Below are 12,806 nucleotides of genomic sequence, written 5' to 3'. Positions count from 1 at the left end.
GCCACGCCGGTTGCCTGCCCGGCATCGTAGTGCCCCGCGGCGGGGTCAGCCGAAGACTCGGCGCTGGATCTCGCGGCGGTAGTCGGCGAGCGTGTTGTCCAGGTGCACTCCCGTCGCATGGGCCGCGGCCTCCGGATCGCCGTCCCGGATCGCCTGGTAGATCGCGGCGTGCTCCTCGACGGCTTCGGCCGCGTGCCCGCCGAGGCTGCCGCGCAGGCCGATCACGTGGGACTGGCGTTGCAGGCGGCGGGCCTCGCGCACCGAGGCGACCAGGAAGTGGTTGTGCGCGGCGGCGGCGATGCCCAGGTGGAAGTCCTCGTCGCCGCGGTCGAACAGCTCGGACTGCCCGGTCAGGTGGCCCTGCCGGCACATCTCGGCGGCGGCGGCGATGGCACGCAGCTCGGCCGGGGTCGCGTGGGTGGCGGCGAGCCTGCTGGCCGCGGTCTCCTGGATGCGGCGGAACTCGAAGAGCATGTAGACGTGGTCGAGGTCGGTGGGCAGGAAGAACCCGCCCCAGCGCGCCGAGCCCAGCATCCCGTCGTCGTCGGCGACGTAGAGCCCCCTGCCCTTCTGCGCCCTGACCCGGCCGATCGCGGAGAGGATCTTGACCGCTTCCCGCACCACGGTCCGGCTGGAGCCCAGCCGGGTGGCCAGCTCGTTCTCGGTGGGCATGCGGTCGCCTGGCTGTAGCTCCAGCTCGGCGATGAGCTCCAGGATCCGCTCGGCCACCAGCTCGTAACCGGGCTTGTACGAACCGGCCTCCGGACGTGCCGCATTGTCCACCCGCATGCCTCCTACCCCGTGGGACCACCAGGAAGAAGTCTGCCCGAGGTTGAGGTGCGCGGGGTATAAATCAGACTCATATCTTGACCTGATGGTCACACTGCGACTCCTATGTATGACACAAGCGGCGGTTATGCCGCACGAGCCGGTCAGCAGGTCCGCAATGAGTCAGACACATTCTGGGGAGTAGCTCATGACAGCGAAGCTCGCGTGGCTGGCCGGCTGGGCCGCACTCGTGCTGGCCGCCACCGCCTGCGGCAACGGCGGTGGCACGGCTGCTCAGCAGGCGTTGACGGTGTGGGTGGACTCCACGCGCCTGGCCGCCGCGCAGCTGTACCAGAAGCAGAACCCCTCGGTGCCGATGGACATCGTCACCTACGACGGCGGCGCGAACGGCTCGAACTACCTGCAGACCAAGGTGAGCCTGTTCAACCGGACCCGCAGCGGCTGGCCGGACGTGGTCTTCAGCTCGCAGAACAACGAGGCCACCTGGGCCGTGCCGGCGAAGTTCGCCGCGCCGCTGAACAAGGGGGCGATCCCGCAGTCGCTGCTGGACGGCTGGGCGCCCGGCGCGAACGACCCGTGCGTGGTCGAGGGCACGCTGTACTGCCTGCGCAACGACCTGTCCCAGACGGTGCTCTGGTACAACGCCGCCCTGCTGAAGCAGTGGGGCTACCAGGTCCCCGCCACCTGGGAGCAGTACGAGGAGCTCGGCCGCCGGGTCGCCGCCGAACACCCCGGCTACCTGGTCGGTTCCGCCGGTGACACGTTCACCCCGGAGATCTACCTGTGGGCGGGCAAGTGCGGCGCCAACCAGATCACCGGGCCCAAGCAGGTCACCGTGAACACCACCGGCCAGCAGTGCACCCGGATGGCCGCGCTGCTGGACACGCTGATCAAGAACGGCACCCTGTCCACCAGCAGCGTGTTCAGCTCCGACTTCGGCAAGAACCACGCCGACAAGATCCTCATGATGCCCGGCCCCGCGTGGTACGGCGGCTCGCTGTTCCAGGGCACGTTCAAGGTGCCGCCCGGCCAGATCGCGGTCGCCCCGATGCCACAGTGGGCCGGTGACCCCAGCCCCTCGGCGGGCAACGTCGGCGGCGGGACCTGGCTGCTGTCCGCGCACAGCACCAAGGTCAAGGCCGCCACCGACTTCCTGACCTGGGTGACCACCTCGGCGGACTACCAGGGCCAGCTCGGCCCCGGCTATCCCGCGTACCGGCCCGCGGCCGAGGCCTGGCTGGCCAAGCAGGCCGCGTCCGGTTACTACGCCAACGACATCGCCGCGCCCCTGCAAGCCGCGGCGGGCCAGGTGTGGGCGGGGTGGGGCTACGGGCAGTTCAGCCAGGAGGCGATCTGGGCGGCCACGGTGACGCCGGGGCTGAACGCGGGCAAGACCATCGTCTCGATGCTGCCGGAGTGGCAGAAGGCGATCGCCGACCACGCGCGCTCCGACGGCTACCACGTCAGCTCATGACCGCCGGGGTGCGCTGGCGCGCGGGCCACGGTTTTGTCGCCCCGTACGTGGTGCTGCTGCTCGCTTTTGGTGTGCTGCCAACCGGTTACGCGATCTACTTCGCCTTCACCGACGCCGACGGCGCGTTCGTCGGCCTGGCGAACTTCGTCACCGCCGCGAGCGACTTCCGGTTCGCCGCCGCGGTCGGGCACGTGGCGCTGTACCTGGTCTTCTGGCTGGTCTCGCTGGTGGTGTTCGTGGTCGTGCTCGCGCTGCTGCTGCACCGGGTGAGCTCCCGCGGCCTGAGCAAGTCGTTGCGCTTCCTGTACTACCTGCCCGGCGCGCTGGCCGGCTCGGCCAGTGTGCTGGTCTGGCTGTTCCTGCTCGACCCCGCGGTCAGCCCGGTCGGTTTCCTGTTGCGCGCCTTCGGGTTCGACACCTTCGGCCAGGTGGTCGCGCTGGAGCACCTGCCGATCCTGTTCACCCTGATCGCGTTCTGGACCGGCGCGGGTGGGTGGATCGTGGTGATGTACGGGGCGTTGAACACCATCTCCGCCGACCTGCTGGAGGCGGCACGGATCGACGGCGCGGGCGCCTGGCAGACCGCGCGGCACATCCAGCTCCCGTTGCTGCGCAAGTGGATCGTCTACATGATGATCCTCGCCTTCGCCGGCGGCACCCAGCTGTTCGTGGAGCCGCAGCTGCTGTCCCAGGCCAGTGTCGGGGTCGCGGGCCGGGACTACTCGCTCAACCAGCTCTCCTACGAGTTCGCCTTCCAGCACAACGACATCGGCGCCGCCGCGGCCATCTCGGTCGGGCTGCTGCTGACCGGGCTCGTCGCGGCCGGCGTGTTCGTCGCCAGATCGAGGTTCTTCGATGCCGACTGACCTGCGGCGCAACCCGCTGCCCTCGCTGGTGCTCGCGCTCTTCCTGCTCTTCTTCGCCCTCCCGGTGCTCTGGCTGGTGCTGGCCGCCACCAAGACCGACGAACAGCTGGTGCGCGACCACCCGCTGTCCTTCGGCTCCTGGCAGGCGCTGGCAGACAACTGGGCGGCGCTGACCGCCTTCCAGGACAACGTGATCTTCCGGTGGCTGGGCAACTCCGCGCTGTACTCCTTCCTCGCCCTGGTCATCACCCTGTGCGTGGCGGTGCCCGCCGGGTACGCGCTCGCGCTGACCGAGTTCCGCGGCAGGCGCACCCTGCTGGCGGTCACCCTGGTCGTGATGCTCATGCCCAGCGCGACGCTGGTGGTGCCGCTGTTCCTGGAGCTGAACGCGGTCGGCCTGATCGGCTCGATGTGGTCGATCGTGCTGCCGTACTCGTTCTACCCCTTCGGTGTGTACCTGGCCTACATCTTCTTCAGCACCGCCCTGCCGAGGGAGCTGCTGGACGCGGCCAGGCTGGACGGCTGCTCGGAGCTCGGCGTGTTCGGCCGGGTCGCCCTGCCACTGGCCGCGCCGGTGGTCGCACTGGTCGGGTTCTTCAGCTTCGTGGCCAACTGGACCAACTACTTCCTGCCCTACGTCCTGCTGCCCGCCAGCGACCAGTTCCCGGTCCAGGTCGGTCTCGGCGAGCTGCTGAACAACGTCCCCCAGTTCAACCCGACCGTCGGCGAGCTGGCGGTGCAGCGCCCGCAACTGGCGCTGGCGACCCTGGTGGCGATCACCCCGGTGCTGCTCGTCTTCCTGTTCTCCCAACGATTTCTGGTCGCCGGGATGCTGGCCGGCGCGACCAAGGAGTGAACTCGCGGATGTACCCCGTCATCATCGCCTCGGTCCCCCTGCTCGAACCACCGACCTGGGCCATCGCCCAGCGAGAGCTGTTCGCCCTGCTCGAACACGCCTGGCGGCGGTTCGAGGACGACTTCACCGGCCTGGACGGGGAGCTGGTCTACCCGGACCGGCTCAGCTCGCGCGACGGCGTGGACGACTTCTACGAGACGTTCTTCAACTGGCCCCAGCTCTACCTGCTCGGCGGGTCGCTGGAGCTGCTGGACGCGGCCGAATGGCATTGGGAGGGGGTCACCAGGCAGCTGACCGAGCTGGGCATGCTCCAGGACGAGTACGAGCGCGGCTACGACTGGTTCCACCAGGGTGAAAGCCTGCTGCTGTTCTACTTCCTGTGCATGGCCGCGCCCGGCCGCTGGGCCGAGCGGGCGCTGCGCTTCGCCGAGCTCTACGTCGACCCCGCGCACGGCAACTACGACCCCGAGCACCGCATCATCCGCAGCCCGCACAACGGAAGCGACCCCCAGCGGACCGGCCTGTTCGACGGTGACGCCTATCCCTGGCTGCCCGAGGAAGCCCGCCGGTACGGCTTCCCGCTGGACTGGATTCCCGCCCCTGGCAACGGAAACCCCGACCCGCGGCTGGGCGAGCAGATGCGCCTGCGGCTGGCCGTCGGGGACACCGCGGTCAACCTGGCCGCCGCCGGGCTGGTGCTCAACGCGTTGCTGCTGAGCGGGAAACAGCGCTACCGGGACTGGATCGCCGAGTACGTCGGGGCCTGGCGGGAACGGGCCGAGGCCAACGGCGGCATCCTCCCCGACAACGTCGCCCCCGACGGCACGGTCGGCGGGCTGCTGGACGGCCGCTGGTACGGCGGGCACTACGGCTGGTCCTGGCCGCACGGCTGGTACAGCGTGGGACAGGCCGCCATGGTCGCCGCGCTGGCCGCGGTCGCGGCCACCGGCGAGGAGTCCTTCCTGGACCTGGTCCGGCCCGCCCTGGACGAGGGCATCAACCAGGGCAAGACCATGGCCTGCACCGAGGCGGACTCCAGCCTGACCGCCAGGTGGGTCGCGCAGCTGGGCGAGGACGTGCACACGCCCACCCTGCACGTGCCGCTGCGCCACGCCGACGGTGGCTGGTTCGACTACAACCCGGTGCTGATGGCGGTGCCCACGGCGCTGTGGCACCACTCCGCCGCACCGGCCGACCTGGAACGCCTCCAACGATTGCGCGCGGCCGCCGGGCACGACTGGCGCACCGTGCGACCCTTCCGCAACAAGGAGGAGTCCGGGCACGAGGAGCCCTGGCTGGCCTACCTCGCCGGGGACAACCCCGCGTACCCGGAGCGGATCCTGGCCGCGGCCCAGGCCCAGGTGCGGCACCGGCTGGCCCGGATGGAGCGCTACCGCGACGTCGAGGTCGCCGAAGCGGACATCCACCTGTGGCAGCAGGCGAACCCGGTGGTCACCGAGGCGCTGGTGCAGCTCACCTGGGGCGCTCCCCAGGTCATCTACAACGGCGGCCTGCCGCAGGCGCGGGTGCGCTACTACGACGCCGAGGCGCTGCGGCCCGGACTGCCGCCCTCGGTGGCGGCGCTGGTGTCCAGCATCGACCCGGCGGCGACCACGGTGGAGCTGGTCAACCTCGATCCGGCGGCGACCCGTTCCGTTGTGGTGCAGGCCGGGGCCTTCGCCGAGCACACCATCCGCTCGGTCTGCCACACCGTCTGCACGGACCCGTCCTGGATCGGCGACCTCTACGACCACGGACACCGCGAGCCGGTCGTGACCTCGGCGGCCGTGGAGGTCAACGGTCCGTGGCTGGGGGTGGAGCTGCCCCGCTCCACCCGGGTCCGGCTGACCCTGCGCCTGGACCTGCGCGACCGGCCGCCGTCGTACCGGACCCCGTTCGACGCGCCGCCCCCGGCTTCCTGACCGCTTTGCCAAGCCCGTTCTCCGGAAAGGTGGAACGACCCATGCCCGTCCGCACCAGACCCGTGGTCGCCGCGCTGTTCGCGGCGACCCTCACCGGGGCGACGCTGCTCGCCGCTCCCGCCCAGGCGGCCGAGGCCGCGGTCACCCGGATCGTCGTCGCCCCCGGCGGTGACGACCGCAACTCGGGTGAGCGCGGCCGGCCGGTCGCCACCCTCGCCAAGGCCCAGGAACTGGCCCGCGCCCACGCCGGCCGGACCGACGTGGTGGTGGAGCTGGCCGACGGGGTGCACCGGCTCGCCAGCCCGCTGACCTTCACCAGCGCGGACTCCGGCCGCAACGGCCACACCGTCACCTGGCAGGCCCTACCCGGCGCCACCCCGCGGGTCTCCGGCGGGGAACCGGTGACCGGCTGGACAGCGCACGACTCCGCGGCGAACATCTGGGTCGCGCCGGTGCCCAGGGGCGTGGACTCCCGGCAGCTCTACGTGGACGGCACGCTCGCGCCGCGCGCCTCGATCGGCATCTCCCGCGACGACGTGCAGATCACCACCACCGGCATGACGATCACTAACCCGGCGCTGAACTACCTGGCCACCCTGCCGCAGCAGAACCGGATCGAGCTGGAGAGCCTGAACTCCTTCACCGACCGCTTCTCGCCGGTGCAGAGCATCAGCGGCACCACCATCACCATGCAGCAACCCGCCTGGCGCAACAACAACTGGGGCTACGACACCCTCGCCAAGCCCTTCGCCGGTGGCGGCCTGACGCTGCACAACGCCTACTCGTTCCTGCGCACCGCGGGCCAGTGGTACCTGGACCCGGCGGCCGGACGGCTCTACTACAAGGCGGCCGCGGGCCAGTCGCCGGCAGGCCGCGACATCGTGCTGCCCCGGCTGACCTCGCTGGTGCGGATGAGCGGCAGCCACGCCGACCCGGTGCGCAACATCACCGTGCGGGACCTGGTCTTCGAGCACACCACCTGGCTCCAGCCGGGCACCTCGGTCGGCTACGCCAACCAGCAGAGCGGCACGTTCATCACCACCACCCACCAGATGCCCGCCGACTACCTGACCTCCTGCCAGTCGGGCTGCCGGCAGTTCGAGGCCACGCGCAACGGCTGGGGCCAGGTGCCCGCCGCCGTGCAGGTCTCGGCCGCCACCGGGATCACCTTCACCGGCAACACCTTCCGGCACCTCGGCCAGGTCGGGCTGGGCATCGGCAACGACGCCAACGCCCACCAGAGCGGAGTCGGCCTGGGCGCCTCCGGCATCACCATCTCGCGCAACACCTTCACCAACCTCTCCGGCGGCGGCATCGTGGTCGGCGGGGTCCGGCCCGACGCGCACCACCCGGCCAACCCGGCGATGGTGAACAAGGACATCACCATCAAGAACAACCTGGTGACCGAGGTGGCCAAGGACTACAAGGACATGGCTGGCATCCTGTCCACCTACGTCACCCGCGCGGTCATCGAGCACAACGAGGTGTCCAACCTCGCCTACGACGGCATCGACGTCGGCTGGGGCTGGGGCGCCAACGATCCCGGCGGCAGCCAGGACTACCGCAACCGCGGCCTGTACGACTACCAGCCGGTGTACACCACGCCGACCACGCTGCGCGAGACCGTGGTCCGGTACAACGTCGTGCACGGCACCAAGAAGTCCCTGCACGACGGCGGCAGCCTCTACAACCTCTCCGCCAACCCCGGCGGCTCGATCGACCACAACCTGGTCTACGACAACCGGAGCACCATCGGGTTGTACCTGGACGAGGGCTCGCGCTCGGTGTCGGTGGCGCAGAACGTGGTCATCGACAGCGGGGTCTGGGCCTTCACCAACGCCAGCGCCACCAACAACACCAGCGACAACGTCTTCGACCGGAACTGGTACAACACCGGCACCACCAGGGTGGCCACCGGCGCGCCGCACCACAACGTGCTGCGCGGCAACGTCCAGGTGACCGGCAGTTGGCCGGTGGAGGCGCAGCGGGTGATGGCCCAGGCCGGTATCGAACCCGCCCTGCGGCCCAGCACCGGAAACGTGCTCGCGCTGGCCGCGGGCAAGTGCCTTGAGGTGGCGAACAACAGCACCACGCCGGGCACCCAGGTGCAGATCCGGGGCTGCGCCGGCGCGACCGGCCAGGTCTGGACGCGGACCGCGTCGGGTCAGCTGACCGTGCACGGCGGCACCAGGTGCATGGCGGCCAAGGACAACCAGACCGCCGCGGGCACCCCGGTGGTGATCGCGCCGTGCGACGGGGGAGCGGACAAGCAGTGGCGGTTCAACGCCAACGGTTCGGCCACCGGCGTGCAGTCCGGGCTGTGCCTGGACGTCAGCGGCAGCGGCACCGCGAACGGCACCAAGGTCACGCTGTGGACCTGCAACGGCGGCGGCAACCAGCAGTGGACCCTGTCCTAGCAAAGCGAACGGGGTGCGGACTGCCCGCACCCCGTTCGCCCGCACCAGGTTTCAGCGCTGGACCGCGCCGCTGGTGAAGAACCGCCACACCTCGCCGGAGGTCCAGGTTCGCCAGCCCTGGCCGGTGGACCCGTCGATGGGACCGGGGGTGTGCCCGCCGTCAAAAGCGGCCCACACCACCGGGTATCCGGCCCGGCAGCCGGAGTAGGTGGTGGTGATGTGGGTCCGGCTGCCCGGTCCTGGCTCGCGTGGGTTCTGCGCGGTGCAGCCGTTGTTGCGGACGAACCGGTCCCGCAGCCCGCGGCCCGCGCCGATGTTGAGCACCGAGTCGGAGATGCCGTGGATGCCCATGTACGCCACGGGCTGGTTGCCGCCCGCGCAGCCGCTCAGCTGCGCGCCCGAGTAGACCGCGACCGCGCGGAAGACGTTCGGCCGGGAGCAGGCCAGTGAGAAGCTCATGCCGCCGCCGTAGCTGAAGCCCAGGGCGAAGCGCTGTCCCTGGTCGACGCACAGGCCGCCGTCGAGCCGGCGGACCAGGTCGTCGACGAAGGTGACGTCCTCGCCGCCGGAGTTGGGCCAGCCGTTGCCGATGCCCTGTGGCGCAACGAAGATCGCGCTGTTGTTGGCCAGCCGCCGGAGCCCGTAGTAGGACCAGTTGTAGCCGTCGGACCCGCCGGAGTCGACGTCGTGGGCGGTGCCGCCCCGCCAGTGGAACCCGAAGACCAACCGGTAGCGGCGGTTCTGGTCGTAGTTGTCGGGCAGCCGCAGGATGAACGAGCGGTTCTTGTTGCCGCTGCGGATCGTGTGCGTGCCGCTGGTCAACGTGGGCGCGGTGCCACAGCCGGCGGGGGCCGCGGGGGTGGCCTCGGCCGCGGCGGCGGGTAGGGCGCAGGCCAGGGTGAGGGTGGCGGTGGCGGCGATCAACTTCCACCGCCGTGGACGAGAGTTGCCCGGTCGCATGGGTGTGCTCCTGTTCTCCGGTGTGCGGGGCAGGGTCCGGTGCGCAGGTGACGCCCTCGTGCGGTGCTACTCCTCGGCGGAGACGGCGGCCTGGCTCGCCTCGTGCGCCTGGCGCAGCCACCGCTCGGTGGTGCTGACGTGCATGAGGGCCGCCGCCTGCGCGAGGGCGGCATCGCCTTCGACGAGTGCGGCGTAGATGGCGTCGTGCTCGGCCAGGGTGCGGTCGGCGGAACCGGCCTCGACCAGGCCGCGCCACACCCGGGCGCGCAGGGTGCTGCTGGAGATGCCGTCGATGATCGTGGTCAGGGTCTCGTTGCCGGTGGCCGCGACCACCGCGCGGTGGAAGGCGGCGTCGTGCTTGTTCAGCAGCTCGACGTCCTCCCTGGCCGCGTGCATCGCGTCGAGGTGGCCGCGGATCTCGGCGAGATGGGCGGGAGTGGCCCTGGTGGCGGCGAGTCCGGTGGCAATTGGCTCGAATAACCTGCGTGCCTCGGTGAGTTCGAGCAAGGTGTTGTCCTGCATGAGCTCCACCGCCAGGCCGAGTCCTTCGAGCAGGACGGCCGGGGCGAGGCTGGTGACGTAGGTGCCGTCACCGCGGCGCACGTCGAGTACCCGGGTGACGGCCAATGCCTTGACCGCCTCGCGCATGGGACTGCGGGAGATGCCCAGTTCGGCGGCCAACTGCTGTTCAGGTGGCAGTTTCGCGCCGGGGGGCAGCTTCCCGGACTGGATCAGCGCGCGGATGCGGGCGATCGCCTCGTCGGTGAGGGACACGCCTCAACCGTAGGGCCAGACATATGACGTCTGCTACCGACTGAAGTAGTGACTGGACGATCCGGCCCGCTTATTCTATACATACATATGCTGTCTGCGGTCCGCACCGCTGGCGGCGAAGGAGTCCACGAACCGAGCAGCGCCACCGGCGTGACCAGCCGGGTGGCCCACCGATTTACCGGAACGCGACACTGACCCAGCGGTCGGGATTGTCGCGGCATTGCCCTGTTTCGGATTAGCGGTGAATGCTCGGGACGTTGTCGTTTCGAAATGCCGGAAATCCCGTTCTGGAACCGTAAATGGGCCGTCTGACGAGCCTGTTCGATGAATTCGACCACGGTGTCGAATGGGGTCCCCGGAATGGACGCATTGTTTCCTCGGGTAGCGTCATGTTAGCGTTTTCATTAACGTTGTATTACGGCTCGTACGAACCTATTGGGGTTCTCATGCGCGGTAAATCGTTTGTTCCCGGACGTGTGGCGCGGGTGCTGGGCGTCCTCGTCCCCGCCCTGCTGGCCGCGGGGGTGCTCGCCGGTGTCCCGGCAAGCGCCGCGCCCGCCGCACCAGCTGCCGACCTGCGGGTGATGCCGCTGGGTGACTCGATCACCGAGGGCGTCGCCGTGCCCGGCGCGTACCGGACCGGGCTCTGGCGACGGCTGACCGGGGCGGGGCACCGGGTGGACTTCGTGGGCTCGCTGGCCAACGGGCCATCCAGTCTGGGGGACCGCGACCACGAGGGGCATCCCGGCTGGCGGATCGACCAGATCGAGGCCAACGTCACCGGCTGGCTGCGCAGGCACACCCCGCGCACGGTGTTGCTGCACATCGGCACCAACGACGTGCTGCAGAACCGCGACCTGCCGAACGCGCCGTCACGACTGTCCACATTGCTCGATCGCATCACCGCGGCCGCACCAGCCGCCGAGGTGCTCGTCGCCACGATCATCCCGCTGGCCAACCCCGGCCAGGAGGCGAACGTGCGCGCGTTCAACGCCAAGATCCCTGGCATCGTGCGGGCCAAAGTGAACGCGGGCAAGCGGGTGCGCATGGTCGACATGCACGCCGCGCTGCGTCCCGCTGACCTCTACGACGGCATCCACCCGAGCGCGGCGGGCCACGACAAGATGGCCGCGGCCTGGTTCAGCGCGCTGCGGGCGGCACCGGAGAGCGCAGGCGAGTCCGGCACACCCACCGCGGACAACCCGGCGGCCACCCCGCCGCTGGGCTGGAACAGCTGGAACAGCTTCGGCTGCAACGTCAACGAGACCACCGTCCGCCAGGCGGCCGACGCGATGGTCAGCTCGGGCATGCGCACGGCGGGCTACCAGTACGTGGTGGTCGACGACTGCTGGTTCGACCCGCAGCGCGACGCCCAGGGCAACCTGCGGGCCAACCCGGCCAAGTTCCCGAGCGGGATGAAGGCGCTGGGCGACTACATCCACAGCCGGGGCCTGAAGTTCGGCATCTACCAGGTGCCCACCGAGCGCACCTGCGCCCAGCGCGTGGGCAACTACCCGGGACAGACCGGCAGCAAGGGGCACGAGGCCCAGGACGCCCGCACCTTCGCCTCCTGGGGGGTGGACTACCTCAAGTACGACTGGTGCTCGCCGGAGGGCAGCCGGGACGAGCAGGTGGCCCGGTTCCGGCTGATGCGGGACGCGTTGCGCGCCACCGGGCGGCCGATCGTCTACAGCATCAACCCGAACAGCTTCCACGCGATCACCGGGGACGAGTACGACTGGGGCCAGGTCGCCGACCTGTGGCGGACCACCGAGGACCTGCTCGACATCTGGCAGAACGGCAACGTCAACAGCTACCCGATGGGCGTCGGCAACGTGGTCGACATCAACGCCCCGCTGGCCGCGCAGAACCGGCCGGGCCACTTCAACGACCCCGACATGCTGGTGGTCGGCAGGCCAGGGCTGTCGCTGACCGAGTCCCGCGCGCACTTCGCGCTGTGGGCGCTGATGGCCGCGCCGCTGATGGCGGGCAACGACATCCGCACCATGTCCGCCGACGTCAGCGCGATCCTGCGCAACTCGCGGCTGATCGCGGTGAACCAGGACCGCCTCGGCCTCGGTGGCAGGCGGGTCCGCGACGACGGCGCGACCGAGGTCTTCGCCAAGCCGCTGGCCGACGGCTCGGTGGCGGTCGGCCTGTTCAACCGCGGCGGCGGGGCGGCCACGGTCAGCACCACGGCCGCGCAGATCGGCCTCGCCGGCGGATCGTTCACGCTGACCGACCTGTGGACCGGGGCCACCTCCGGCAGCAGCGGCCAGCTCAGCGCGAACGTGCCCGCACACGGCGTCGCGGTGTACCGGGTCTCCGGCGGAACCCCCTTGGCCAGTACGACTTCGCGGCTGCGTGGCGGGTCGGGCCGTTGCCTGGACGTCGACAACGGCTCCACCGCATCCGGTGCGGCCGCGGTGATCTGGGACTGCCACACCGCGGCGAACCAGCTGTGGACGACGTGGGCGGGCGGCGAGGTCCGGGTCTTCGGCGACAAGTGCCTGGACGCGGAGAACCGGGGCACCGCCAACGGAACCCGGGTGCTCACCTGGCCCTGCAACGGTCAGGACAACCAGAAGTGGACCCTCAACGCCAACGGGTCGGTCACCAACGTCCACTCCGGACTCTGCCTGGCCGTCAACCAGGCCGCCACCGCCAACGGGTCGCGGCTGGTGCTGTGGAGCTGCAACAACCAACCCGACCAGAAGTGGGCTCGCGCGTAACCCGGGAAGGGCCAGT

The 12,806-nt window shown here is 70.2% G+C and carries 8 protein-coding genes and 1 pseudogene; 6 read left to right on the top strand and 3 right to left on the bottom strand.

Annotated features, from left to right (window positions below; translation table 11 throughout):
* Positions 1–45: 45 nt before the first annotated feature.
* Positions 46–789, bottom strand: coding sequence for a FadR/GntR family transcriptional regulator (locus M8C13_RS32010; protein ID WP_252484491.1), 744 nt, complete (start codon positions 787–789; stop codon positions 46–48).
* 187 nt (positions 790–976) lie between these two features.
* Here M8C13_RS32010 and M8C13_RS32005 point away from each other — a divergent pair, with 187 nt between their 5' ends.
* From M8C13_RS32005 to M8C13_RS31985, 5 genes are read left to right on the top strand one after another with little or no spacing between them, the layout of a single operon-like run.
* A complete protein-coding gene (locus M8C13_RS32005; protein WP_252484490.1) occupies positions 977–2,263 on the top strand; it encodes an ABC transporter substrate-binding protein in 1,287 nt (428 codons plus the stop codon).
* A complete protein-coding gene (locus M8C13_RS32000) occupies positions 2,260–3,129 on the top strand; it encodes a carbohydrate ABC transporter permease (protein ID WP_252484489.1) in 870 nt (289 codons plus the stop codon). Before M8C13_RS32005 ends, M8C13_RS32000 begins: the two co-directional genes overlap by 4 nt.
* Entirely contained in the window at positions 3,119–3,985 is an 867-nt protein-coding gene (locus M8C13_RS31995) for a carbohydrate ABC transporter permease (protein ID WP_252484488.1), read from the top strand. The genes M8C13_RS32000 and M8C13_RS31995 overlap by 11 nt, the downstream gene beginning before the upstream one ends.
* 8 nt (positions 3,986–3,993) lie before the next feature.
* The gene (locus M8C13_RS31990; protein WP_252484487.1) at positions 3,994–5,907 is read left to right on the top strand and encodes a hypothetical protein; all 1,914 of its coding nucleotides are present in this window, start codon (positions 3,994–3,996) and stop codon (positions 5,905–5,907) included.
* Positions 5,908–5,948: 41 nt separating this feature from the next.
* Complete coding sequence (locus M8C13_RS31985) at positions 5,949–8,324, top strand: ricin-type beta-trefoil lectin domain protein (protein ID WP_252484486.1); 2,376 nt, start codon at positions 5,949–5,951, stop codon at positions 8,322–8,324.
* 72 nt (positions 8,325–8,396) lie between these two features.
* On the opposite strand, the pseudogene M8C13_RS31980 reads toward M8C13_RS31985, so the two are convergent.
* Positions 8,397–9,284: pseudogene (locus M8C13_RS31980) on the bottom strand (PHB depolymerase family esterase); the annotation flags it as partial.
* 66 nt (positions 9,285–9,350) lie between these two features.
* Positions 9,351–10,058 carry a FadR/GntR family transcriptional regulator gene (locus M8C13_RS45600; RefSeq protein ID WP_252484485.1) on the bottom strand — a complete coding sequence of 236 codons (708 nt, stop codon included), beginning with the start codon at positions 10,056–10,058 and terminating at the stop codon, positions 9,351–9,353.
* Between the two features lie 485 nt (positions 10,059–10,543).
* Between M8C13_RS45600 and M8C13_RS31970 the strand changes: the two genes are divergently transcribed.
* Entirely contained in the window at positions 10,544–12,790 is a 2,247-nt protein-coding gene (locus M8C13_RS31970) for a ricin-type beta-trefoil lectin domain protein (RefSeq protein ID WP_252484484.1), read from the top strand.
* The last annotated feature ends 16 nt before the right edge of the window (positions 12,791–12,806 follow it).

Source organism: Crossiella sp. SN42 (assembly GCF_023897065.1).
GTDB lineage: Bacteria > Actinomycetota > Actinomycetes > Mycobacteriales > Pseudonocardiaceae > Crossiella.
The sequence above is the reverse complement of the archived record's forward strand: the minus strand, read 5'-3'. Positions and strand labels throughout refer to the sequence as shown.